The sequence below is a fragment of the Sodalis sp. RH19 genome, assembly GCF_047324215.1.
Classification (GTDB): Bacteria; Pseudomonadota; Gammaproteobacteria; order Enterobacterales; family Enterobacteriaceae; genus Acerihabitans.
This window is the reverse complement of sequence record NZ_CP178734.1, coordinates 965,176-990,021: the sequence shown is the minus strand read 5'-3', so window position 1 is coordinate 990,021 and position 24,846 is coordinate 965,176. Positions and strand designations below refer to the sequence as shown.

17 protein-coding genes are annotated in these 24,846 nt (G+C 59.0%); 4 read left to right on the top strand and 13 right to left on the bottom strand.

Annotated elements, in window-relative coordinates:
• Positions 1 to 6: 6 nt before the first annotated feature.
• Positions 7 to 1,149 (bottom strand): efflux RND transporter periplasmic adaptor subunit, encoded by a 1,143-nt coding sequence (locus ACL2XF_RS04430; protein ID WP_413728102.1) that lies wholly within the window; start codon positions 1,147 to 1,149, stop codon positions 7 to 9.
• Between the two features lie 423 nt (positions 1,150 to 1,572).
• Here ACL2XF_RS04430 and ACL2XF_RS04425 point away from each other — a divergent pair, with 423 nt between their 5' ends.
• Both ACL2XF_RS04425 and ACL2XF_RS04420 read left to right on the top strand, forming a co-directional pair.
• Positions 1,573 to 2,076, top strand: coding sequence for an Lrp/AsnC family transcriptional regulator (locus tag ACL2XF_RS04425; RefSeq protein WP_413728101.1), 504 nt, complete (start codon positions 1,573 to 1,575; stop codon positions 2,074 to 2,076).
• Between the two features lie 227 nt (positions 2,077 to 2,303).
• Complete coding sequence (locus tag ACL2XF_RS04420; protein WP_413728100.1) at positions 2,304 to 2,726, top strand: DUF2000 family protein; 423 nt, start codon at positions 2,304 to 2,306, stop codon at positions 2,724 to 2,726.
• 24 nt (positions 2,727 to 2,750) lie between these two features.
• Here ACL2XF_RS04420 and ACL2XF_RS04415 read toward each other — a convergent pair whose 3' ends face one another.
• On the bottom strand, positions 2,751 to 4,283 hold the full coding sequence (locus ACL2XF_RS04415) for an MFS transporter (protein WP_413728099.1): 1,533 nt from the start codon (positions 4,281 to 4,283) through the stop codon (positions 2,751 to 2,753).
• Between the two features lie 343 nt (positions 4,284 to 4,626).
• On the opposite strand from ACL2XF_RS04415, the gene ACL2XF_RS04410 reads away from it, so the two are divergent.
• Positions 4,627 to 5,097 (top strand): cupin domain-containing protein, encoded by a 471-nt coding sequence (locus tag ACL2XF_RS04410; protein ID WP_413728765.1) that lies wholly within the window; start codon positions 4,627 to 4,629, stop codon positions 5,095 to 5,097.
• A gap of 82 nt (positions 5,098 to 5,179) precedes the next feature.
• Here the strand turns inward: ACL2XF_RS04410 and ACL2XF_RS04405 are convergent, their stop codons facing one another.
• Complete coding sequence (locus ACL2XF_RS04405) at positions 5,180 to 6,391, bottom strand: multidrug effflux MFS transporter (protein WP_410014522.1); 1,212 nt, start codon at positions 6,389 to 6,391, stop codon at positions 5,180 to 5,182.
• 645 nt (positions 6,392 to 7,036) lie between these two features.
• On the opposite strand from ACL2XF_RS04405, the gene ACL2XF_RS04400 reads away from it, so the two are divergent.
• Positions 7,037 to 7,345, top strand: coding sequence for a hypothetical protein (locus ACL2XF_RS04400; protein ID WP_410014521.1), 309 nt, complete (start codon positions 7,037 to 7,039; stop codon positions 7,343 to 7,345).
• A gap of 102 nt (positions 7,346 to 7,447) precedes the next feature.
• Here the strand turns inward: ACL2XF_RS04400 and pbpC are convergent, their stop codons facing one another.
• From pbpC to ACL2XF_RS04350, 10 genes are all read right to left on the bottom strand, one after another.
• On the bottom strand, positions 7,448 to 9,814 hold the full coding sequence (gene pbpC, locus ACL2XF_RS04395) for a penicillin-binding protein 1C (RefSeq protein WP_413728098.1): 2,367 nt from the start codon (positions 9,812 to 9,814) through the stop codon (positions 7,448 to 7,450).
• Positions 9,815 to 9,874: 60 nt separating this feature from the next.
• Positions 9,875 to 15,901: an alpha-2-macroglobulin family protein gene (locus ACL2XF_RS04390; protein WP_413728097.1), complete on the bottom strand. Its 6,027-nt coding sequence runs from the start codon at positions 15,899 to 15,901 to the stop codon at positions 9,875 to 9,877.
• A 105-nt stretch (positions 15,902 to 16,006) separates the two neighbouring features.
• A complete protein-coding gene (locus tag ACL2XF_RS04385; protein ID WP_410014518.1) occupies positions 16,007 to 16,858 on the bottom strand; it encodes a PA4780 family RIO1-like protein kinase in 852 nt (283 codons plus the stop codon).
• Positions 16,859 to 17,093: 235 nt separating this feature from the next.
• A complete protein-coding gene (murP, locus tag ACL2XF_RS04380) occupies positions 17,094 to 18,539 on the bottom strand; it encodes a PTS N-acetylmuramic acid transporter subunit IIBC (RefSeq protein WP_413728096.1) in 1,446 nt (481 codons plus the stop codon).
• A 125-nt stretch (positions 18,540 to 18,664) separates the two neighbouring features.
• Positions 18,665 to 19,462: an SDR family oxidoreductase gene (locus ACL2XF_RS04375; RefSeq protein WP_413723464.1), complete on the bottom strand. Its 798-nt coding sequence runs from the start codon at positions 19,460 to 19,462 to the stop codon at positions 18,665 to 18,667.
• Positions 19,463 to 19,538: 76 nt separating this feature from the next.
• Positions 19,539 to 20,615 carry an ABC transporter permease gene (locus tag ACL2XF_RS04370; protein ID WP_410014516.1) on the bottom strand — a complete coding sequence of 359 codons (1,077 nt, stop codon included), beginning with the start codon at positions 20,613 to 20,615 and terminating at the stop codon, positions 19,539 to 19,541.
• Positions 20,616 to 20,624: 9 nt separating this feature from the next.
• Entirely contained in the window at positions 20,625 to 22,220 is a 1,596-nt protein-coding gene (locus ACL2XF_RS04365) for a sugar ABC transporter ATP-binding protein (protein ID WP_413728095.1), read from the bottom strand.
• A gap of 10 nt (positions 22,221 to 22,230) precedes the next feature.
• Complete coding sequence (locus tag ACL2XF_RS04360; RefSeq protein WP_413728094.1) at positions 22,231 to 22,845, bottom strand: DUF2291 family protein; 615 nt, start codon at positions 22,843 to 22,845, stop codon at positions 22,231 to 22,233.
• Between the two features lie 68 nt (positions 22,846 to 22,913).
• Complete coding sequence (locus ACL2XF_RS04355) at positions 22,914 to 23,846, bottom strand: D-ribose ABC transporter substrate-binding protein (RefSeq protein ID WP_410016783.1); 933 nt, start codon at positions 23,844 to 23,846, stop codon at positions 22,914 to 22,916.
• Between the two features lie 89 nt (positions 23,847 to 23,935).
• Positions 23,936 to 24,736, bottom strand: a complete 801-nt coding sequence (locus ACL2XF_RS04350; RefSeq protein WP_413728093.1) for a GolD/DthD family dehydrogenase — start codon at positions 24,734 to 24,736, stop codon at positions 23,936 to 23,938.
• Positions 24,737 to 24,846 lie beyond the last annotated feature (110 nt).

Here is a 24,846-nt window from a genome sequence, read left to right as displayed (position 1 = left end):
TTTCCCCTATTGTGCCGACGGATCGGTCATCGAAGAGTTGTTGCTGCCCGTTGAGGCGACGGCGTTCCGACGTTCGCTGGCGTTAACCTTGATACCGGCGCGGATATTCTGGAGCCCGTCGGTAACGACTCTTTCACCAGCCTGCAGCCCCTGCACCACCAGCCACTCCCCGTCGATCATTTCGCCGGTGGCGACAGTGCGTTGTTCGATGGTGTCATCGGTTTTCACCACATAGACGTAAGGTTTACCTTTGACGTCATGGCCGACCGCTTCCTGGGGAATAAGAATGCCCTGCTCCTGCACGCCCTGGCGCAGGACCGCATGCACAAACATCCCCGGCAGCAGTTCGTTATGCGGGTTGGGGAACGATGCCCGCAGGGTTACCGATCCCGTCCCCTCATCCACCGTCACTTCAGAAAACTCCAGCTTGCCCTCCTGTTGATAGATGCTGCCGTCTTCTAGGGTCAGTTGTACCGCCGCGGCGTTATCGCCGGCCGATTTCAGATGGCCCTGCGCCAGCGCCCGGCGCAAACGCAAGAGATCCTGAGAGGATTCGCTGATATCGACGTACATCGGATCCAGCTGTTGGATGGTGGTCAGATAGCTCGTCTGCCCGCTGGTCACCAAAGCGCCCTCGGTGTATATCGACCGGCCGATATGGCCGGAAATCGGCGCCTTGACCTGGGTGTAATTCAGATTGACCCGCGCGGTTTCCACATCAGCGGCCGCTTCTTTGGCGGCGGCGACCGCATCGTCGTAAACCTGGCCGCTGACGGCGTGGGCTTCCGACAGCGGCTTGTAGCGTTTGGCCAGCGCAGCGGCGTTGGTGAACGTCGCCTGCGCCTTATCATAGGCGGCCTGATACGTGGCGGGGTCGATCTGATATAACGGCTGGCCGGCCTTCACCTCGGCACCCTCGGTGAAAAGCCGCTTCAGGATAATGCCGTCGACCTGCGGCCGGACCTCCGCGCCCTTTACCGCCGTGGTCCTGCCGGGTAATTGGGTGGTAAGTGTTACCGGCTGGGTATGTAGCGTGACAATACTGACTTGCGGTATGGCGGCTGGTTGTCCGGCCGTTGGCGAGGTCGAGTCATCACAGCCGGCAATCAACAAAAACATACTGATAATCAGTAATTTTGGATGCGTCATCGGTTCACTCTTTCAATCGTTATGTTTTGAGAACAATCATTCTCAGAAAGAGTGGATATTACCCTAACGCCGGCCGCGATAACGTAAGGCTTGCGTTAACAATAATGTCAAATTGAATCGCAAAAACACCTTTTTTGCCGTTATGGTATGCCAGGAGGATTAATATCATGGCAAGGAGACGTTTATTTTCGCTGTTTGCCTTGGGGAATATTCAAGCGCACTCATCGAGGCAAAATCTGCCGCCGGCTGTATTAACGATCAACAAGAATAAAGCAGCCGGCATAACGTAACAAAACGGCCAATACCGATAACACGCGGGATGTGGCATTCATATGAGACGGGGTCACTTGCAATGACTTTATCTCATTCCCCGGGTGTTTTATGATGCCGAACCAGCGTCAATACTTTCGGGGGTGGAAACACGTGAGTAAAAGCAAACAGACCGCAAGAAGCGCCTTTTCCCGCCTTGACGCGGCGGATCGCAAGCTCCTCGCCCTGCTGTCGGAGGACGCAACGAGAAGTTACGCCGAGCTGGGCCAGTTAATGCATTTATCGCCGCCCGCCATCCACGAGCGGGCCAAGCGTCTAAGACAGGATGGCGTCATCAAAGGCACGGTCGCCCTCTTGGACGGCAAAAAGCTAGGCCGCCCCTTGCTTGCTTTCGTGCACGTTGACACCAAAAACTGGACAAGTACCCGCCGGATTCTAGAATTTCGCGCCTTTAATGAAGTCGAGGAAATCCACACGGTCACCGGGGAAAGCGCTATCCTGCTCAAGGTCCGCACGCAAGACACTCAGTCCCTGGAGGCATTGCTTGGCAAGATTCATGAAATAGAGGGCGTGTCTTCCACGCATAGCCATATCGCCCTCTCTACCTACCTGGAACGCGGCCCGAGTCCGTTAATGGATGGCGACGACGCGGATTGAAAAAATGGCCGCCGCATTTCCCTGCGTTTTTTTCAGGCGTGTTTCCAAGGTGCATACAGGCTATTAAGGCTGAAGAATATTCAGGATTTCATGGTCCGGCAAGACACTTAAACAGATGTGCCGCGAACCGCGTTCGTATTTTCGCGCCTCTCGCCTTATACACTTCCTAGCGCCGAATATTATGTGAGAAAATTATATTACCGCAGAATAATGTTCAACCAGCGATAGTGAATGACGATATGGTACCTCTGACCAAGACCGCGATAATACTTTTGGATCCCCTCCCGCTCTGGAAAAAACTGAACGTCACGGCTTTTCTGGCGACAGGCATTGGCGATGCCTCCCCCGAGGCCATGAGCGAGATATATATCGATGCGGATGAGCGGCAATATACCCGACTGTTCGGGCAACCTATAGTCGTATTTTCGGCTTCGCAGGATACGCTGTTACGCGCGCTGCGGGTTGGTCAGGAGAGGGGCCTGACGTGTTCCGCCTATGTGAACGCCATGTTTGATCAATCCCATGGCGAGGAAGGGCGCAGGGTTTTTCGCGCCGAGCACGCGCACAGGCCGGATTTAGTGGGGCTTGCCGTGCGTGGCCCGCGCAAGGATGTCGATAAGGCAATCAAAGGCGCCCGGCTCCATCCGTAAGCACGGGTAAAAATACCGCCGGTGTCACGGGTTCGATGACCGCGTCAATTCCGCCGTGCGTCCCGCGCCCCGCAATGCGATAAAGATGACGATGGCGGTTATTGCCGCGATTGCCGAAAGCACGTCGAGCAGGAGGCTGAACACGCTCTGGTAAATTGCGGTCAGGGCCTCAGGGGAAGACGCGTTGAGGGCGGCATTCGCCCCTGCCAAATCGCCGCCTGCCAGGCGCTGCGCGGCTGCGCTGGCCGATGATGGCGCCTCCGGCAGTAAAGAATCAAACCGGGGGATAAGCAACGCCACAAGCAGCGCGTTTACCATCGCGAGCGCGATGCCTTCACCCGCCACGCGGGTGGTGTTGAAGATGCCCGTCGCCATGCCGGCGCGTTCGCGCGGCACGACGCTGAGGGCGAGCCCGTCCATCAGCCCCCAGGGAAGACTGATGCCGATGCCGATCAGCAGGAGCGGAGCAATCAGCGCCGGGCCGGCCTCGCCGCCCGCCCAGCGGCCCAGCCATAAGAGACCGCAGGCCGACAGCATCAGCCCTGTTCCGCACAGCGCAGCGGAGGAAAACCATCGCGTGAGCAGGCCCGCGATGAGCGGCAGGACCAGGAGCGGACCGCAAAGCGCCATCATGATCCATCCGACCTTCAGTTCACTCATGCCATTGATGCCGACGAGCCGGATGGGAAGCAGCACCAGCAGGACCACAAAAGCGTAAGCCGGCGCCGCGGCCAGCAGTTGTACAGCGACGAAACGCGGAATACGAAACAGCGACAGGTCGAGCATCGGCCGCCGCGCGGAGGTTTCTACCAGGACAAAAACGGCGCCGAGGAGCAATGCGCCGGCCAAAGACACAATGACCGGCGTAGCCAGCCAGCCGGCCGCCGGCGCGACCAAAATGCCGTTGGTAAGGAAAGCCAGCGCGGCGGTGAAGCTGACGGCGCCTTTCCAGTCGAGGCCTGCGGCGTCGGGATCGCGCGATTCGCGCACCACGCCGGTGCCAAGAAGGAACGCCGCGCCGGCAAGGACCGCCGCCAGGAAAAAGATTGAGCGCCAGCCGAAGATAGCGATCATAAGCCCTGAACTTATCGGCCCGAAGGCCAGGCCGATGCCGAAACTCGTGCCGACCACGCTGAAAGCCCTGATGGCGCCGGGACCGGTGAATTCTTGCGCCAGCGCCGCCATCACGCCGGAGAACGCTAACGCCGACGCGACGCCCTGGGCGGCGCGCAGCAGATCGGCGGTGAACAGGTTTGGCGAGAAGGCAAGCGCGGCCGAAACGATGCACAGGGCGCAGGCCCCGCAAAGGAAGATCTTCTTCCGTCCAAAGGTATCGGCGAGCGCTCCGGCAGCCATCAGGCAGCTGCCGAAGGCGAGCATGAAGGCATTGGAGATCCAGGCGAGTTCCAGCGAACTGCCTTCCAGCGCCCGGCCGAGCGTCGGAATGGCCACGGCCGGCCCGGTGAAGGCGAGCGGGTTCGCCACCGCGATAAGGCAGGCAGACAGGAGTACGCAGGCCTTGCGCAACGCGCCGCCTGAAGTCTGGTTAGTGTTCAAATAAACCTCATTGATGATTTCAGCGTGCCTTAACGGCGGCGCTGCCGCAAAAATAATGCCATGGAGCTTACGCGATATATTGGCGAATAGGTGTCGCCACAGCGGCGACACCTATGATGCAAGGACGGGGGGCTGGCGAGGAAAGGGAATGTAGGACTGATATCACTTATGAGCATGATGAATAAGTCCTATGAATAATGGTCCCATTGTCATTAATCATCTTTGCCTTATGCTGGCGGTGGCATCCTCGAAAAAGGATTCTCGCTTTTCCCAGCCTTATTCACATCATAATGACCAGCAGGCTGGTCATTATCGTCGGGCATCTATGCTGGAGAAAATAGTCATAAATCGACTGATGATATCCGCCTTACCGTTGGCGCTACCTCCGTCGGCCACTTTTGCTGAGGAAACATCCATGATTGATATTACCAGACACGGCTCCACGCCCGCCGCCAGCGGTCCGGAGAGCTATTTTACCGGCACGGTAAGTATCGACGCGCCATTCCAGGCCACGCCGCCCGCGCGCGTGGGGGGCGCGACCGTCACGTTCCAGCCCGGGGCCCGCACGGCCTGGCATACGCATCCGCTGGGCCAGACGCTGATTGTCACCGCAGGCCAGGGGTGGGTGCAGGAATGGGGGAAGCCGGCCCAGGTCATGAATAAGGGCGATATCATCTGGATACGGCCCGGCGTTAAGCACTGGCACGGTGCGTCGGCCACCTCCGCCATGTCGCATCTCGCCATTGCCGAGTCCCTGGACGGCAAAGCCGTCGACTGGCTGGAAAAAGTCACCGACGAGCAGTATCAGCAGTAAGCCCCGCCATACTATGGCTCGCCTCCCGGCGCGCCATGGCAATACGCGCCCCACGCCTGCCTTGCGATTCTGCTGCGCGCTATCACGATAGTGCGCTTCCCGGGCTTTTCCGTATCACCATCAGGGCGCTGGCCGAGGTGAACAGCGCAATGATCCAGGCCATCGTCCAGGGCGTGCCGTCGCTCAGCCACGCCAGCAACAGGGATGAAATAATCCCGCTCCCGTACTGTAATGAACCCATTAATGCCGAGGCGGATCCCGCCATTCCCGGCACGTCATCCATTGCCGCGGCGGTAGACGTGGCGGCAATAACCCCGTTCATGGAAAAAAAGATAAACACGCTGATGACAATGAGCACGATACCGCCCACCTGCATTTTTGTCGCCAGCGCCAATATCACCGCGGCGGCGGCGGCAATCGAGGTGGCTATTTTCAGCAGCGTGTCCAGTTTGTGGCGCTGCACCAGCTTACGGTTGACGGCGCTGATGGCCATCAGGCCAATCACGTTTATGGCGAACAGCCAGCCATAATGCTGGGGATCAACCTGGTAATAACTGATATAGACAAACGGCGAACCGGTAATAAAGGCATACGCGGCAACATAATAGAAGGTCACGCACAGCGTATAGCGCATGAATGTCCTGTTCTTCAGCAAAGAAACATAATTAGCGAAAGCGCCAGCGAGTGAGGCGTTGATCCGCCGCGCCTGCGGCAGCGTTTCCGGCAGCCACCATAAGGAGATAAACATCAGCGTTCCTATAATGGCCAGTAACCAGAAAATGGCGTGCCAGGACGCCACCCTGATCATCTGTCCGCCGAGCAGCGGACCTGCTATGGGCGCGATGGCCATAATCATCATCAGCGTCGACAACATTTGCGCTGCGCGGGTGCGGGTAAATAAATCCCGGATCATCGCGCGCGCCAGCATCGGTCCAATACAGGCGCCCATCGCCTGGAATACCCGCCAGAAGACGATTTGAGTAATATCACGCGACATGGCGCAGCCTATGGACCCGAGGGTAAACAGCACCATCCCGATAAATAACGGCACCCGGCGCCCCAGGCGATCGCTTATTGGCCCCCAAATAAGCTGTGCTATGGTAAAGCCAATTAAAAAACCGGTGATGGTCAATTCCGCGCTCCCCCGGAGATCGGCTGACATGGCCGGCATCGCGGGTAAATAAATATCTGTCGACAACGAGGTGAATGCCATTAAAGCACTCAGGATGACGATAAATAACAGCCCGGTATTGTGACTTGTAGCAATAAGCACTCGTCTTTCTGTTTTCTTCATAATGTTCTTTTTAGCGTATACGGGAGGTGGCAGAAACCTCATCTTAGCCTTGAACCCTTCCCGGGTAACCTGATGAAAATATAATGTGGCTATGAGTCAGATTCATAAATGGCCGTTTTGGCGCCGAGGGCCGCCATTCGAGCGCTAGAGGCCGTCGCACCCTTGGCCGCCCTTGGCCGGTAAACGCGCCGTTTCAGGTTTACCGCGGTGTTGTTATAGCGCGTGACCCTGGGGACATAAATGATAACAAACGCAATTGCCGATATTCGCAACGGATATCACGCCGGGATAATTTTAAATCGGTTAATATATTAATTATTTTTACCGCTTGAATTTTATGGGGTTTTTATTACTCTTTACTGAGAGTTTTCTCAAAGCAAAAAAATAACCGGATATGATAAAAGTGGCAATTGCACCTGCCCATTATGAACGGTAATTTGTAAGTGTATTAATAATGAATTAATCGGGAAAATATATATCAACACTCAATTACGCGTGTTTATTCAGCGCTGAATTTATTGTAAGAATGGATTATTATTTTTTATTTACACATTAACGCAATGCAATAAAATTGACATCGCACGTTGCATCTGGACATATCGCTATTACGCGACATTTAATACACAGCTTATTCAGGTATCTGTTATGACAAAAACCACCCTTTCCATAATGTTGGCCGGTTTTATGCTGCTCGCTTCCGGGTGCGCCTATATTGCTAATTCGCCCGGCACCAAGCCTTCCGTGACGCCGCCAAAGCTGGTAAGCCCCCCGGGGCAAAAGCAGTTTTGGAATAATGCTAAACTGTTCGGCCCTGTTCCGGAAAGATACCAGAATGAGGGCGATAAAGAATGTGCCGCGCAGGGAAATGGCAAAGCCATCGGTTATCATCCCAATCCAAAAGATTATTATGGCAAGTATTTTGGCAAAAGGGGCTATCTGTGCGCGTTCCATTGACGCCGGCCCAGGCCGGTATTCCGGGCCTTGCGGCATCGCGCGGCCCGGCGCGCCCATCTCAACAGCCAGGCCGTATGCTCACCCGCCGCGCGTTTTGCCGCCTTAATCGACAATCTCAATATTCACCAACCGGCTGTCGGCGCGCCCGCGATCGTCGATCGCCCGGATGCGGTAGCGCCCGCTGTTGATGGGCCGCCAATCAAGGGCCGTTTTGCTGGCGGAGCTGCCGAGATAGATATCATCGGCAAACCAGTACACCCGGTTGCTGTCGGCATCCGTCACCGCATTAAACGAAATCCGGTCGCGCCCCGGCTGTGATTGCCTCAGGGTATAGGTCGTGTTCTTTAACGGCGACGTAATCCGCGGCGGATTACCGCTGACGTCCACGCCGCCATCCTGGCAGTGATTCGCCGGCGGTTTGCGCTTGGGCAGGCCGGCCTGGGCAAAGACGTTCGCCAGATCCGACGGCCAGAACTCAAACACCTCGGTGCGGGTCTTATCTTCATCGTAAGGCGGGCAGGCCACGTCGCCGGTCAGTTTATCCAGCCGCACCGGGCGATACACCGTATCGACCTTGATTGGCGACTTGCCGGGAATAAACCAGGTTTTGCCTGTTTGCCGGCACCACGGCGTCGGTAAATCCCCGCTGGCGAGGCAGATATCGACCCGTTTCAGCTGCTTTGGAAACGGCTGCTTCGGTTCCTGTAATGAGGGATAACTGGCGTTAATGCCGTCGATTATGTTGAAGAACAGCGGCGCGGCCGCTTGCGCGCCGACAAAGACATTATTGCCGGCGCCGTCGAAATTCCCTTCCCATACCACCAGGACGTAAGGGCCGAAAATCCCGACGCTCCACGCATCGCGAAAGCCCCAAGAGGTGCCGGTTTTCCAGTAGACCGGTAACGATGCGGGTTGTTGAGCCAGCGTATCGCCGGGACGGCGGTGTTGGCGCAGCATGTCGAGGGTGATGAAGCTGGCTTGCGCGCTGAGTAACCTGACCGGGGCGGAACGCGGATCGGTTTTTTGCATCCGCAACGCTTGCAGCTCGCCGCGATTCGCCAGTAGCGCATACAGTTTTGCCAGTTCCTGCATCGTCACCTCGCCCCCGCCCAATACCAGCGCGAGGCCATAGTGGTTCTCGCTGGACATATCGGCAATGCCGGAGAGCCGCAGGAACTGATAAAACGACGGCTGCCGGAGCTGCGAAGCGACGAACACGGCGGGAATATTGCGGCTGAAGTTCAGGGCATCCGTCGCGGTGACCGGACCGAGAAAGCGGCGGTCGAAATTCTCAGGGGCATAGGCGCCAAACGCCGAGGGCACATCCTTGAGGATAGTCATCGGATGCAGCACGCCCTGCTCCAAGCCCAGCGCATAAATAAAGGGTTTGAGCGCCGACCCCGGCGAGCGTTTAGCGTTGGTGCCATTCACCTGTCCCTGAATGCCGCGGTTGTAATAATCCGCCGACCCGGCCAGCGCGCGTATTCCCATATCGCGGGTATCCACCAGCAGCACGGCGGCATTATGGATGCCCCGGCGCTCGTTGCGGGTGATAAACGCGGTTACCTGCCGCTCGACGAGCCGCTGCAAGCCGGCGTCCAGCGTGGTGTCGATACGGGTATCGGTGCCGATATAGCGCTGGTTTTGCTGGCGCAGCTGCTCGATAAAATGCGGCGCGATAAACGGCAGCCGCTCGGGCTGGCGCAGCGCCAGCGGCAGCCTGAACAGCGCGCCCTGGCTGGCGTCGACGCCGTAGTGCCGCTGCCAGCGCTGGAACAGCCGGTTGCGCGCCTGCGAGAGCAAGGCGCCCAGCACGCCGGCGCCGGCATCGATGCGATAACGCGGCGACTGCGGCAGCACCGCCAGCGTCAGCGCTTCCGGCAAGGTCAGATCTTGCGGCGCCTTGTCGAAATAAATCAGGCTGGCCGCCCCGATGCTCTCTATATTGCGGCCATAGGGGGCGCTATTCAGGTAGGCTTCGAGAATATCGTGTTTGGAGTAACTCAGTTCCAGCTGCGCCGCGCGCAGGACCTGCATGATTTTGCCCGACGGCGCGCGGGTATTGAGATGCCAGCGCATGCGCGCCAGCTGCATGGTGATGGTCGAGCCGCCCTGCATTTTACCGCCCGCGACATAACTGCGCCAGAACCCCCGCGCCAGGCTGAACGGGTTGAAGCCGGGGTGGAGGTAAAACCAGCGGTCCTCATGCAGCAGCAGGCCTTTGACCGCCAGCGGGGAAACCCGCTCCAGCGGGGTCCATAAACGGTAGCGGTCGTCGCTGGCGAGGGCGATACGCATCAGCGTACCCTGCCGGTCATAGTAGACCGACGATAAAGGTTGCCCCCGGGAAAGCGGCGGATGAGGCCACAACCGGCATGCCAATACCAGCAACGCCAGTAAAAAAACCGCCATGGCAATGTTTTGCAGCCGGCGTTGCGCGGCGGCGGATAACACGGGAAAGAGGTTCATCTCAATACCCAGGGCGGTTTACGCCCCGGTCCTCCATGGCGGGGCGCTGACCGCGGCATATTATTGTTTAGCCGCCGCGCCGACCAGCAGTTTTTGGCCGCCGATGGACTGCGCCTGGACGTCACGATCATACATGGCCTCGCCATAAGCCGGCGGGATGACAAAGCTGCCGGTGTTGGTGGCTTTGATCTGATAGACAAACTCCTGCGCAACGGGGCCGGCGCTGCCGTAAATAACGACACGATCTTCGCGGATATCGCTGTAATCCGGCGCCCAGGTGGACCCGGAGGCCGCCAGCGGCGATTGCCAAGACGGCGGCGCGTTGGCGTCGCCGTTCTCGTCGGCGTCCCCATCGCCCTGGCCGGACGCCGGTTCCGGCGGCGTTTGCTGCACCACTTCAAATCCGCCCGGCAGCAAATCGACAATCGCCAGATTGCTTTGCCCTTCTTTGGCGTTGGCGCGTATGTTCAGATGCACGCTTACCGTCTGTCCCAGCGTTACCCGGGTTACCGGCTTGCCCTGGTCATCGGTGTAACTGCGGGTGATTTCCAGGCCGCGCGCTATGGCTTTTTCCGGCGCGGCCAGATCGTAGCCGGCCTGCGTCACCACATACCAGGCCGGCGCGTCATGACCATTTTCAACGCGAATCGCTTGCGCATCGGCGGTAAAATCGCCTTTGGCCAGCCACCCCTGCATGCTGGAAATCAGCTTGGGCCCGACCTGTTTATCCGCGCTGATTTGCGTGATTTTCAGCGCGCCCGGTGCCGTGGCCTGTGCCGCCGCCTGCGCGGAGTAACTCTCCAGCGCCAGAATACTCATCGCCGATGAATAGGTGGTGTAGCGCTCCTCCTTCAGCGCCCTGATCATATTTTCCAGCACCTGCGGCGGAATCGAGGACACTTTTTCCGGGAAGTGACGGGTGATGAGATACAGTCGCGTCGCGTCCTGTACCAACGGGTCGAAATAAGCCTGGGTCCACCAGGCTTTTCCATATGCGTTGCCCAGTTGCGTCCAGGTCGGCTGCAACAGCGCATTGGCTTCATCGTCCATTTTCAGCAGGCGATAAGCCGACGCCAGATACAGCGCGCCGAGATCGGTTTTCCAGCTGTCGGGGTACCGCTGCTGTAAAGCGTCCTGTACCGACGCCAGCGAACTGGTGGTGATTTCCCCCTGCCGGGTCAGCAGATAGGACGCCCACGCGCGCAGGCGCAGAGTATACAAGTCGTCATGCTGGTTGGCGGCCAGCGCGCGCAGCGCCGCGTTCGCCTCGTCCAGCATACCGTCCGGCAAGGCATATCCCGCGTCTCTCGCTTCCAGCAGGGCTTGCACCACATACGGGGTTACGAACGGATCGGTTTCCGGCGACGAGCGCCACATGCCGATCGCGCCGCTGCCGTTTTGGCGCGAACGCAGCACCGCCAGCATGTTTTTCAACTGCTTACCGTTTTCCGCCTGGCTTTGATTGCCGTTGATTTCCGGGTGCGCGCCCGCGAGAATCAGCGGAATCGAGCGGCTGACGATCTGCTCGGAACAATAATACGGATAATCCGCCAGATATTGCGACAACCCGCTGGCCAGCACCAGCGGCGAATTGGAGACCGCCGCTTTACGCACCGCGTAAGCATCGAACATCCGGCGCAAACCGGCGATATCCTGGCTACGGCCGCTCATGCGTCCCATGATGGACTGGGTGCGAAATGGCATGGCCGGACGCACCGAGATACTGAGCGTGCGGCGGCTGGCTTTGTCGGTACCGGCGTCATCCCGCACCTGGGCGTCAAACACCAGCGGCGCATCGCCCGGAACGGCATTGGCGCGCAGGCGGAAGCTGATGGCGCCTTCGTGTTTTTCGGCAAGCTGGAGGTCGCGATCCGCGCCGCCGACCACGCTCAGCTGCGGTGGAACCGTGAGATGCACCGCAATCGCCGCAGTTTTGCCGTTCAGTCCTTCGAGGTTATTGCTGACGCCGACGCTGACATCAAATTCATCGCCCGGGGCCACCATCGCCGGGACATTCGGCGTCATGATGACGTTGTCGCGCACGACGGCCGAGGTTTGCGCTTTACCGATTTTGTCCGGCGTTACGGAAATCGCCATTACGCGGATTTTGCCGTTGAAGTAATCCGGCACCTGATAATCAAATCGCTTCTCGCCGTTCACGTCGGTAATGCCGGACCAATACGCCACCGGCTTGTCGCGCTGACGTTTGAACGGATTGACGTTAAGATCCAGTCCTTCGCCGCCGTCACCGCCCGGCGCGGCCGCCAGTTGCATCAGCTTGCTGAACTCCGGCAGGATCAGGTCGAGGATTTGCGCGCTCTTAACGCCCAGCTCACGTTTGCTGAAGAAATACTCGAGCGGATCCTTCAGGCGATAACGCGCCACCTGCAAAATGCCCTCGTCGACGGCGAACAGCGCAACCTGCTGCGGGCCGTCGGTAGACACCGTCATCGCCAGGTTTTCGCCCGGTTTAATCACTGCCGGCACCGCGACACCGAGGCTGTTCTGACGCGCCTTGGTGCTGATTTTAAACGGCATGACGCCGTAGCTCAGCGGGCTCATAAAGATTTCATTGGAATTCACATCACGCACAAACTGCACGTTGATGTAGCCGTTACCCTCCATGCCCGCCGGAACGCGGATTTTCTGCACCGAACTGGTGGTATCGGTATGGAACCACTGCCAGCTGTAGACTTTGTCTTTTTCAATGGTTATCAGCCCGCTGCCGGTGTACGGCGCGTTAATCGACACCTCGATGTCCTCCCCCGCCGCGTATTCCGCCTGGTTCAGCTTCAGCGTCAGTTCCGCGTTGCGATCCAGGGCGCGGCTAAGGTTAGCGTTGCCGGCGACGCTATAGGCGATGCGGTTCAGCGCCTTGCCCCGCGCGTCTTCAATCACCAGCACAAAGTCGCCCGGCCGGCCGGTGGCAAGTTTGAGATCGGCGCCCTGCTCGGTCAGCGCCAGCGGCTGTTCAGACAGCCGCACTTCCTTCATTTTCGATTGATATTTATAGACGCCGGAATCCTGCCGGGTCAGCACGGAAATGTATTTCTGCTCGATCAGCGCGGCTTTCAACGCCGGCGGCGCGATCCGCCGGAGCGAAGGGTCGACGGCGATGACATTCAGGTGACGGACGGCGTCACGATTGATGTAGCCCAAATCGCCGTCCGCCTTCACCCCGACCAGGTAATCGTACGGCGACACCAGAACGCGCGCCGTGGCCGCGACGGAACGGCCGCCGCCGGCCACAAAGGCTTCCGCTAGCAGCTGCAATTGATAGGTCGCGTCGGCGTATGACGTCAGATCCAGCGGAATAGCCGCCGCGCCGTTTGCGTCGGTCTGGCGGTCCTCCAGCGCGGTCTCAAACCCATCGCTGTTCTGGCGATCTTCGTAGAACGCGTAGTCCGGGTATTGATCAAAGCTCGGATACATCGGGCGCAGCGTCAGTTTCGACGTGACGCGCCGATCCTGCGCCGGGGTCCCGAACAGGTTCTGCACATCGATATTGGCCCGCAGTTCCGAGGGTTTGACCCAGCCCTGCCGGCGATCCGGCGTCAGCTGCAGTTTCACTTGCAACTGATCCGGCTCGAACGCTTTCACGTTCACCGCGGTATGCCCCAGCAGCGTCGACGACGCGTCGTCTTTGCCGACCAGATACAGATAGACGTTCCATTCGCCGGTGGGGGAATTATCGTCGGTGGTATAACTCAGCTCGTTGAAACCGCCGGCGCCCAGCGTCAGCGGAATGGTGCTCATCAGCTTGTCGCGCGGATCGTGGATTTCAGCGCGCACCGGCACGCCGGCCAAGCCGATGCCCCAGTCGGCGGCACGGGTAATCAGGCCGATATGAAAGGTCTCCCCCGGGCGATAAACGCCGCGATCGGAGAACAGATAGCTGTTCAGCGTACGCGGATCGTTCGGGGTTTCTTCCCCGTCGACGTCAAAGCGCGAGAAATCGAGACCGCGGTCATTGTTGCTATCGGCCGGCAGGAAGGACACATCGCCCTCTTTTTCCACCAGAAACATGACCGGCGCGCGCTCGCTGGTGTAGACATCCAGCGCGGGAAAACGCACGTGGCCGTCGGCGCCGGTGGTCCGGGTCAGCAGCGTGACGCCGTTTTTGGCGATAACCGACACCTTGGCGTTGGCGACCGGCGTACCGCTATGAATCGACTGCACAAATACATCGCGGGTTTTATCCTGCGCGCGCTTGGCGATAATGCCCAGATCGGTGACGACCACAAAGCGCGAATCCCCCGCCGCGGCCTCCTCTTCGTGCTGGTCATCGTCCTGGTACAGGTTGCCGTCGTCAGCGGCCGGCGTCGCCTGCTTTTTGTTGGGATCCCACTCCGTAAGCGTCAGCAGGAAGACGCCGCGATGCGAGCGCGGATCGGTGGAAAGATAACGGGAGAGATCAACGCCCTGATAATTTACCTCCCCCGGATGGCCGCTGTTCACCGCCGCCTGATAGGTAAAGCGCTCGGTAAAATACTCATCATTCAGGCGGTTGAAATCCGCCGATGAATACTGCCGGCTCTTGAACGACACAATGTGCTGTAGCTGGCTGGGAATCACCCGTTTGATATCGAGACGCAATCCCGGCACGTTACGCGCGGCTAAGCTGATTTGCCTGTCGCCGTTCACCGACAGCAGCGAGCCTTGCGACACAAATTGCAGGGATTTGGGATACTCCGGCACCGGTACGACACGGTAGACTTTTTCCGGCATTTTATAGCCGCCGGCAGAAACCAGAACGTTGTCGATTTCCACCAGCATGGCGCGGTGCGCCGGGGCATCGAAACGAAAGCTGAACTGCGGCTGGAACTCGTTTTCGGCGTCATTAAGCTGGACATCCACGGGCGAGGACTGCGCGAGCACGTTATTTTCAACGTTCCCGATCTCCCAGTTGGCGTAGTCATCCGGGCCGGCGGCGGCGTCTCGATCGTTTGGATTGTGCTGCGGCAGCAGCCAGACTTTCACCGCGCGGCGCAGGTCTTTATCCTTTACCGCATCGCTGAAGGCTAGAATCAACGCGCGCTGGCTGCTGGCGCCATCGGCATCAACGATCTGCGCGCTGGCCTCTTTAACCGCCAGGCTGTAGAGCGTCGGCACGGAAACCGTCGCGCCGCCGGGCTGCGCGGTGGCATTGGACGGCACCGCGGCTTTCACGCCCGCGCCGATGGCGATACGCACCGAACCGCCGTGATCCAGGGGTTGCAGCGGTTCGGAGTGCACCCAGGCGTTGAGCTTTTTCTGGTCATAGACCACGGAATAACGCAGTTTCGACCCGGACTTGGCGTTACCTTCAAGCAGATCCAGGGCAATCCGTGTTTCGAAACTGGCGGCATCCACCGGCGCGTTGAATGTAACGTTAAAAATCGCGCTGCGTTTTTGCGCATCCTGCGGGTCCTGAAAATACTCGGCTTCGCCAAGCTGATAGCCGAACGCCGGCGCGCTGAAGGCGTACCGCCTGGTCGCCAGCGTGGTTTGCGGCGCGAGCAGGACGTCCGGGGTGAAATTCACTTCATATTCGGCGCCCATCGGCAGCGGATTTTTCGGCGTGAAGACTAACCTATGGTCGTTCACCCATCGCCACTCGCCGGCGACGGCCGGTTTGAGCGCAATGCCTTTTGCGACGACCTTGCCGACATCGCTCAGCGGCGCGGCGGCGTTGCTGAAATTGAAGATAGCCTGCTGCGGCGCGGCTTTTTGCGCCGCGTAATTCACCGCTTCCGGGCCGCTGACGCTGACGCTGGTTTGCTCAGGCACCATCGGCGCCGATTCGATGAGCTGCGGCCGGTTCAGCCACCAGTGCCAGCCGTAAACGGCCGCGCCCGCGGCGCACAGCAAGACCAGAATCGACAGGCTGACGGCGAGCGGGTGTTTATCCGCCCCGCCTTCCATATGCCCGACGCCGCGCTTGAGCCCACGGGACAGCGCCGTCCACCAGGCAGGGGCGCGCCAGTGGATATTGCCGACTAACGGTTTCATGATGCGGCCGAGCAGACCCAGGAGAAAAGCCAGCGCGCGCAACAGGCCCTTTATCAGTATAAAAGGCAGGCGCAGCAAAAATCTGAGTACATCCATTTGTAGCGATACTCCCCATCCCTATCAGCGTTATTGATACTTTAGCGAAAAATAGGGGTAAAAAGTGATTTACGCAGAGTATTTTGGCGGCCGTTCACGTTGTTTCTACAAATCGCGCTCTTTTTGTGCCCGCTGCCGGTCATAATATTCATATTCGGCGGCGATGATTTCATCAAGCAACGAATCGACGTCGGCTTTATGGGTATCTTCGGCGAACTGCCCGGTCAGGAGGGTTTCCGGGGTCAATTTACCGTCTTCATATAATGCCCAGATTTCCTTCGCATAGCGGGTTTCCAGCAACCGCGGCGCGAACCGTCCGTAGTATTCGGTCATATTATTTACATCGCGCCCGAACATCGCGGCGGCAAGATTGTTCGCCGCGGCATCGACGGCCTGGGGCAGATCGATAATCACCGGCCCGTCGGCATCCATCAGCACGTTAAATTCGGATAAATCCCCGTGGACGATACCCGCGCACAGCATCCGCACGATATTGCGGATCATGACGGCGAAATCGGCCACCGCCTCTTCTTCCGTCAGGATCACGTCGCTCAAACGCGGCGCGACCACGCCCTCGGCGTCGGTGATAAGCTCCATCAGCAGTACGCCGTCCAGGCAAATATAGGGCTGAGGTACGCGCACGCCGGCTTGCGCCAGGCGGAACAGCGCATTGACTTCCGCCGTCTGCCAGGAGTCTTCCTGCTGTTTGCGTCCGAACTTCGAGCCTTTTTGCATCGCGCGCGCGTTGCGGCTGTTACGGACTTTGCGCCCTTCCTGATATTGCACGGCCTGTTTAAAGCTGCGTTGCGTGGCTTCTTTGTAAACTTTGGCGCAACGAATCTCTTCACCGCATAACACGGTGTAAACGTCGGCCTCTTTGCCGCTGCGCAGGCGACGGACCACAGAGTCTATCAGACCGTCATCCACCAGCGGTTGGATTCTATTTGGAATTTTCATGCAGCCTTGTACCCTATTTCAGCGCTTGAGGGAATGACCGGCGCAATATTCTTGCGCAGCCCGATACCTTTTGCCGCACTGATTAGTAGCATTATCCATTATCTCTTTATGCCCAGATGGACGCCATTATGCCACATTATTTATCGATGCTGGGCGTTATGCGCGCATTCCCCCCACCTGCCGACAAATGTTTCGTCACAAAGCGCAACATCGGCGGGACGCCGCGGCGGGGGAATTAACTTAAATCAACGTTTTTGCTGCCGCAGAGCCAGGTGATAATAAAGCCGGCGGCATAGGACACCAGCAGCCCGGCGCTATAGACCAACATCCCGGCATAGATGCCCTGCGCGGACGTCATCAGCGGGATGGACAGGATACCGGAAGGACCAAAAACGGTATTGAGGCCGACCGGTAATCCCAGATAGGCGACGGCGCCCAGGAAGAACCCGCCGACGGCGCCGCCAAGACAGGCGGTGACAAAAGGTTTTACCCTGGGCAGCGTGACGCCGTAGATCAAGGGCTCGCCAATGCCGAGGATGCCCGGGATAATGGCGCCCTTGATCTGGGCGCGCAGCAGCGAACCCGTTTTCGCCCTGACGTACAGCGCCATTGCCGCCCCCACCTGTCCCCCGCCGGCCATGGCCAGGATTGGAAACAGCGAATTAAACCCCTGGGCATCCATCAGGGCGAAATAAACCGGGACAAAACCCTGGTGAATGCCGAACATCACCGCAAGCAGGAACAGGCCCGCCAGGACGGCGCTGCCGAACGGGTTGCCGTTCAGGTGCAGAAACAGCCATGACATGCCCTTATACAGCGCCCCGCCGGCCGGCATGATCACCACAAAGGTCACCGCCCCCATGATCAGCAGGGTGATGACGGGGGTCAGAATCATATCCAGATTATCGGGCATCACCCTGCGCACCCTGCGCTCGACCCAGGCGCCCATGATGGTGGCGATCAGCACGCCGATAATGCTGCCCCTGGGATCGATGGGCAGGCCAAAGAAGCTGTCGATACCGGAATAATACCCGACCCTGGCGTCCGGGACGTAACCCAGGACAAACAGCGAGGCGATAATGGCGCCGTTCACTCCCGTGCCGCCAAACGCCTTTTGGGCGTTATGGCCTATCAGGATGCTCAAAAAAGCGAACAGGCCTTTACTGAACACTTTCATATAACCGATGATGCCGATAAGCCAGGCATTGGGCGACGCAACCCCGATAACCAGGCTTTGCTCCAGCAGGGTGGCGATCCCCAGCAGTAATCCGGCGGCGATAAAGCCGGGTATAAGCGGCGTGAAGATGGTGGCGAAGCGGGTGAAAAAGTGATGCAGGGCGCCGCTCTGGCGTGATTTAAGCTGCCTTTTATTCTGCGCGGCGATAGTGATGAGATCGCCTGCGCCCTCGTCGGCCTGCGGCTCCACGCGGCTTAGCGCAGCATTCATGATATCCGCCGCGGTTTGCGCCTTGCCGGGGCCGAGCACGATCTGTAGCTGATCATCCCCCTCGATCACCCCCAGCACGCCGGCGATTTTTTTCAGCGCCGCGCCATCAACGCGCGCGCTGTCTTTCAACGTGAGCCGCAGCCGCGTCATGCAGTGGCCGCAAACCGCGATATTATTCCCCCCGCCGACCAGGGCCAGTATCTGTTCAATCATTGCTGTGTTGATTTTCGCCATGCGCATGGACACCTGTGCTGAAAGACCGCCCGGTTAACACCGGTGCCGGGCTTTAGCATCATGCCGCCGTCTGGTGATGCAATCAATTCACCTCATGAACATTTTTGTTCATGCCGCCGCCGCGGTCAGGACATGATCAGGCCGCCGTCGATATTAATGGTTTGCCCGGTCAGGTAGCGGGCATCGTCGGAGGCTAAAAACGCCACCAATCCGGCGACGTCCGCCGGCTGCCCGGCCCGTTTCAATGGAATGCCGCGTACCCACTCCGCCATCAGTTCGCCTTTACCGTAGCGCTTTTGGTCGGTACTGAGGATTTCGCCCCAGACCCGGTCGTTATACTCCCACATCTCGCTTTCAATAATGCCGGGGCAAAACGCATTGACCGTAATATTATGCGGCGCCAGTTCATGGGCCAGGCTTTGGGTGATGCCGATGACCCCCATTTTGCTGGCGGCATAGTGCGGCGTATAGATAAACCCCTGCCGTCCCTGGCCGGAGGAGGTATTGATCAGGCTGCCGTACCGCTGTTTCACCATGATTTTCGCCGCCTCGCGGCAGCATAACCATACGCCGGTGGTATTTACCGCCAATATGCGCTCAAAATCGCTTTTCGGCATCGAATCAAAATAATCGATGGTGATGACGCCCGCGTTCTGGATGGACACCTCCACCGCGCCGAATTTCTCCAGCGCCTGCCGGTACAGATCCCGCACCTGCGCCTCGTCGGTCACGTCGACCCGCAACGGTAAAATGTCCGCGCCGTATTGTTGCCGCAGCCGATCGGCGGTGGCGAATATCCGTTCGGCGTCCGAGACCATCACCAGATTGGCGCCGTCGCGGGCGAAACGTTCGGCGATGCCGGCGCCGATGCCGCGACAGGCGCCGGTAATCACCACGGTTTTACCACTGAAATCTCGTTTCATCATGTTATCTCCACGTTGTTGGCGACGACATCCGCCGCGCGCCGGAATGGATCCGCGCGTTCAGCCGGCGCGGCGCTTAGCCATGGCTGGCCTCAGACATCGCCTGCTGCGCCGCCTGCTGCTTTTTTTCGTGGCGGCGCATCAGCGTGACCTTGCTTTGCAGCCGCTGCTGGAACTGATCGATTACCACGGCGGTGACGATCACCAGGCCCTTGATCACCATTTGCCAGAATTCGCTGACGCCCATCATCACCAGGCCGTCGGCAAGAAACACGATGACAAAAGCGCCGATAATGGAACCGAACACCCGCCCGCGTCCGCCGGATAGCGCCGTGCCGCCGAGCACCGTGGCGCCGATGGCGTCCATCTCGAACATGTTGCCGGTCATCGGATGGGCGGTTTGCAATTGCGAGGCCACCACCAGTCCCACCAGGGCGGCGCACAGGCCGGAGAAGGCATAGACGAAAATCTTCACTTTCACGATGGGCACGCCGGCCAGGCGCGCCGCCGGCTCGTTGCCGCCGATGGCGTAGATATAGCGTCCCAGCGGCGTTTTTTTAGTCAGGTACATGCCCAGCAATACGATGGCGATCATCAGCCAGATCGGGTTATACACACCCAGCAGGGTGCCGGAACCCAGCGTGGCGAAGCCGGTATTGCCCAGGGCCGCCAGGCCCGACAGGTTGGGAAAGGTTTTGCCGTCGGTGGTGAGCAGCGCCGCGCCGCGCGCCACATACATCATGCCCAGGGTGCAGATAAAGGGCGCCACCCCCAGCCGGGTGATCACCACGCCGTTGATCGCGCCGATGACCGTACCGGCGAGCGCCACCACGATAATTGTCTCCACCACGTTTAAAAACAACAGGTTGTCGCCCCATAGCGGGATGCCGAGGGTGAGCAGCGCGCCGCCGATCATGCCGCACATCCCGGCCACCGCGCCGACCGACAGATCGATGCCGCCGGTGAGGATCACAAGCGTCATGCCCACCGCCAGCAGGCCGGTGATGGCGACATGCTGCGTCATAATCAGCAGGTTCGAGGTGGTGATAAAGTTCGGCACCATGGCGCTGAAAAAGCCGATGACGATTAGCAGGGCGATAAAGGTGCGCGCCTTGAGCAAATACATATAAACGAGATATTTTCGGCTTTGCATAACCTGTCCTTAATCATGAGGCGTCGAAGCGCGGATAAGCGTTTCCCGGTTTACCCCGGCGCGTGGCAGGTCGGCGGTGATTTTACCGTCGGCCATGACAATGACCCGGTCCGCCAGTTGCATCACTTCGTCCAGTTCGGACGAGGAGAACATCACGGCCAGTCCCTGCTGCGCCATGGCGCCGATCAAATGATACACATCGGTTTTCGCCCCCACGTCGATGCCGCGGGTGGGTTCGTCGAGGAATACCACCTGCGGCTGGGTCAGCAAGGCTTTGCCCAGCACCACCTTTTGCTGGTTGCCCCCGCTCAGGGAGGTGACCGACAGATCGACATCGCTGACTTTGATGGCCAGTGTATCGATCATCCGCCGCACCGCACCGGACTCCTTGTCATTGCGGATCGGCAGCAGCGTTTGCCAAAAGCGTTTGCTGCGCAAACTGGAGAGGGTCATATTGGCTTTGATCGACAGCAACTGCACCAATCCTTCCGCCTGCCGGTCCTCGGGCACCAGCGCCATGCCCAGCGCCAGGCGCCGGCGGAACGAAAGGTGTTCGATGCGCCGGCCGCCGAGGGTTATCTCGCCGGCATCGGGTTTAAACACGCCGAGCAGCGTCTTGAACAGCTCAGTGCGCCCGGCGCCCAGCAGCCCATACACGCCCACCACTTCCCCCCGGTGCAGGGTCAAACCGACGCCGTTAAGGGCGTAGCCGCCATTTTGATGCAGCAGCGTCAGGCCGCGGGCCGCCAGGACCTCCTCCCCTTTCACCGCCGGGCTGTAATCAAAATGCTTGGCTTTTTCCCCCACCATGCTGGCGATGATCCAGGGGATGCTCGCCTGGGCGATTGCGCGCTCGGCGACGAATTTGCCGTCGCGCAAGACCGTAATGCGATCGCCGATGGCCATCAGTTCCTCCAGCCGATGGGAGATATAGATAATGGTGACGCCGCGGCGCTTAAGCTGTTCGATAACATTGAACAGCACCTTGACCTCGGACTGGCTCAGCGCCGACGTCGGTTCGTCCATGATAAGCACCCGCGTGTCTTTTGACAGCGCGCGGGCGATCTCCACCAACTGCTGGTGGCCGATCGCCAGCTCCTCCAGCGGCGTGAGCGGATCGACATCCAGCTCCAGGCGTTCGAGCAGCGCCTTCGCCAGCTGATACTGGTAAGTCACATTAATGCGGCCGCGCTGGAAAAACTCATTGCCGATAAAAATATTGTCCATGACCGTCATGTTGGGAAACAGATTCAGTTCCTGGAAAATAATGCTGATACCCAGTTTTTCCGCCTGATGGGTGGAGCCGAGCGCCACCGGCTGGCCGTCGAGCAGGATTTGACCGCTGGTGGGGGTTTCGACGCCGGCCAGCATTTTCATCATGGTGGATTTACCGGCGCCGTTTTCACCGATCAGCACGTTAACCTGGTTGCGGTAGACCCGATAATCAACATTATCGAGCGCCACCACGCCCGGATAGAGCCGCGATACGCCGCGGGTTTCGATAATGACCGGCGCGCCCTGGCGCAGGGAGGCGCGCGGCGTAACCCGATCGTTGACATAATGGGACCGGGGTTCGGCGGCGGCGGCGGTGCGTGGGTTTGCCATGGCGCTCTCCTTATTGCGTAATCTTAACCGGCGTGATGAGCAGCGGCGGTTGCGGCGTATCAAAGGCGCTGAACACCCCGTACACCGTTACTTTGCCGCCGACGGCAAAGGTCTGTTTCGCCACGGTGTTGATGGCCTGCTGGTTAATGGCCTTGCTGAAATCACCAAACAGATTCTGATCGTTAAAGTCGGCATAACTCAGCCCGCGATAGCTGTCGCGCAAATCGGTGCCGCGAAAGGTCGGGCCAATCTGCACGTTGACTTCCCCGGCCGCGTCGTCGCTCTTTATCACTATCTGACCGTTGCGGGAGGTGGTATTCACCTCGCTGATGGCGCCGGTCACCGAGACGGCAAACACGCAGGGATTTTCTTCCTGGCTGCGGTAGCCGAACTGCTGGCAGGCGGCGTCAAAATCCGTGGCATGGCCGATTTGCGTCAGCAGGCTGCCCAACGGCCTGGCGGAGGCGATCACCTGGGGCGCTATTTTCTGGTCGAATAACTGTGCCGCCTTGGCTACATTGGCGTTCGGCGGGTTTTTCAGCTCCGCCAGCTGCCGCTCCGACACGATGCGGCAGCCGGATAACGCCACGGCAACCAGCACCGCCCATAGCATGCGCGTTGACATCCGTTTTATCTCCTTACGCGCCCCGCGCAGCCACGGGGCGCGATACACATCGGTGACGATCGCCGTCGTTATTGCTGATAATTAAAACCGTTCACTTTATCGGCGTTGTTCTGTTTAATCAGAATGCCGCGGAACATGATGCGTTCCTTACCGCTATAGCTGCCTTTTTGCAGATACTGGTCAAGGATTTCCACGCCCTGGGAGGCGATGGCCTGTGCCTGGAGCATGACGCTGGCATAAAGATCACCGGCCTTGATGGCGTCGCGTTCATCGTTGCTGCCGTCAATGCCGACCACGGTGACATCTTTACGGCCCGCGGCTTTGAGCGCCGCTATCGCCCCCAGCGCCACCGGACCGTTGCCGGATATCACGCCTTTGATATCAGGGTGGGCCTGTAAGATACTGTCCATGATACGTTTCCCTTCAAGCAGGTTGCCTTTGGCGTCCTGGCGGGCAATCATTTTCATCTCCGGATACTGGTCGATGACATTGTGAAAAGATTTTGAACGCGTCACGCAATTGTTGTCGGCCAGGTTGCAGGTCAATTCGGCATAGCTGCCTTTTTCTCCCATTTTTTCGACGAATTCATTGGCCACATCGGAGCCGGCCTGGAAGTTATTGTGGGTGATCTGCGCCAGCGCCACGCCGTCCACCGGGATTTCCCGGTTGATAAGCACCACCGGCACGCCGGCGTCCTTAGCCTGTTTTACCGCCGCTACGCTTGCCTGCGAGTCGGCGTTATCCAGAATGATGCCCTGCACTTTACGCCCGATAACCAGGCTTATCAGTTCCCCCTGGCGTTTCACATCCTCGCCGTGGGACAGCACCAGGGTTTTGTAGCCCATCGCCTGCGCTTTGGCTTCGGCGCCTTTGGCCTCGGCGGAGTAATAGGGGTTATCAAGGGAGTTGACCAAGATGGCGATGGTGCCTTTCTCGGCGGCGAAGGCGTGCGGCAGATAACAACCCGCCATGAGGGCGAACAGGGTAAGATATTTTTTCATGATAAGGTCTCTCGTGATCATTGTTTTTTTACCGTGGGTACAACGGGTGCACAACGTGGTTGGCCTGAATTCGTCCTCCGGCGGGCCGGTTACCAAATGGTAAACCCGCCGTCAATCATCAGATCCGCGCCGGTAATCATGTCGCTGCCGTTGCTGGCGAAAAACACAATGGCGGCGGCGATTTCGTCGGTATAGGCAAAGCGTCCCAGCGGGATTAATTTTTTCATCTGCTCCCCTTTCTCCCCGCGCCAGGCTTTCTCGCCCATGGGCGTCAATACGACGGTGGGCGACAGGGTATTGACGTTAATGCGGTGCGGCGCCCACTCTTTCGCCATCACCTTGGTCATGCCCAGCAGGCCGGCTTTGGCAGAGGTATAGGCGCAATGATTATCGATGGCGATGGAGGCGGCCTGGGAGGCGATATTGATGATCTTCCCGCCGCGGCCGCGGGCTATCATGCTGCGGGCGGCGGCCTGCGCGCACAGGAACGGACCGGTGAGGTTTACCGCCAGATGTTTTTGCCATTGGTCGAAGGCGGTGTCGATTGCCGGCTCCAGCTGTACGTAACCGGCGCAGTTCACCAGGATATCGATCTGGCCCTGGCGCTGCTCCACCTGGTTAAACGCCTGCGCGACCTGCGCCGGGTCGCTGACATCGCATTCGATATAGCTGACCCGGTCCTCGCCCAATTCCGCCGCCGCCGCGGCTTTGCCCGCGCTGTCGAAAGCCGGATAAAGCAGCGCCAGCGCCGCGCCTTTCGCCAGCATCATGCGATTGGCGGCCATGGCGATGCCGCCCAGGCCGCCGGCGACCACCGCCACCTTGCCGGCCAGCGATTGCGCGGGGTCCACGCCATAGCGCAGATTGACGTCATACTGATTATCGTTCATCACGGGTCTCCATGGGTGAAAGGCCGTCGTCACAGCCGGTAAATGATGGCGATTTTCGCGCGCGGGGGTGGTTTAATTCATTTTCGAATAAAACTATATATTGTCATTTT

Bases quoted from the DNA above. Each gene is read 5' to 3' on its own strand.
- ACL2XF_RS04430 (WP_413728102.1), bottom strand. From the start codon at position 1,149: ATGACGCATCCAAAATTACTGATTATCAGTATGTTTTTGTTGATTGCC.
- ACL2XF_RS04405 (WP_410014522.1), bottom strand. From the start codon at position 6,391: ATGAAGAAAACAGAAAGACGAGTGCTTATTGCTACAAGTCACAATACC.
- ACL2XF_RS04400 (WP_410014521.1), top strand. From the start codon at position 7,037: ATGACAAAAACCACCCTTTCCATAATGTTGGCCGGTTTTATGCTGCTC.
- pbpC (WP_413728098.1), bottom strand. From the start codon at position 9,814: ATGAACCTCTTTCCCGTGTTATCCGCCGCCGCGCAACGCCGGCTGCAA.
- ACL2XF_RS04390 (WP_413728097.1), bottom strand. From the start codon at position 15,901: ATGGATGTACTCAGATTTTTGCTGCGCCTGCCTTTTATACTGATAAAG.
- ACL2XF_RS04385 (WP_410014518.1), bottom strand. From the start codon at position 16,858: ATGAAAATTCCAAATAGAATCCAACCGCTGGTGGATGACGGTCTGATA.
- murP (WP_413728096.1), bottom strand. From the start codon at position 18,539: ATGGCGAAAATCAACACAGCAATGATTGAACAGATACTGGCCCTGGTC.
- ACL2XF_RS04375 (WP_413723464.1), bottom strand. From the start codon at position 19,462: ATGAAACGAGATTTCAGTGGTAAAACCGTGGTGATTACCGGCGCCTGT.
- ACL2XF_RS04370 (WP_410014516.1), bottom strand. From the start codon at position 20,615: ATGCAAAGCCGAAAATATCTCGTTTATATGTATTTGCTCAAGGCGCGC.
- ACL2XF_RS04365 (WP_413728095.1), bottom strand. From the start codon at position 22,220: ATGGCAAACCCACGCACCGCCGCCGCCGCCGAACCCCGGTCCCATTAT.
- ACL2XF_RS04360 (WP_413728094.1), bottom strand. From the start codon at position 22,845: ATGTCAACGCGCATGCTATGGGCGGTGCTGGTTGCCGTGGCGTTATCC.
- ACL2XF_RS04355 (WP_410016783.1), bottom strand. From the start codon at position 23,846: ATGAAAAAATATCTTACCCTGTTCGCCCTCATGGCGGGTTGTTATCTG.
- ACL2XF_RS04350 (WP_413728093.1), bottom strand. From the start codon at position 24,736: ATGAACGATAATCAGTATGACGTCAATCTGCGCTATGGCGTGGACCCC.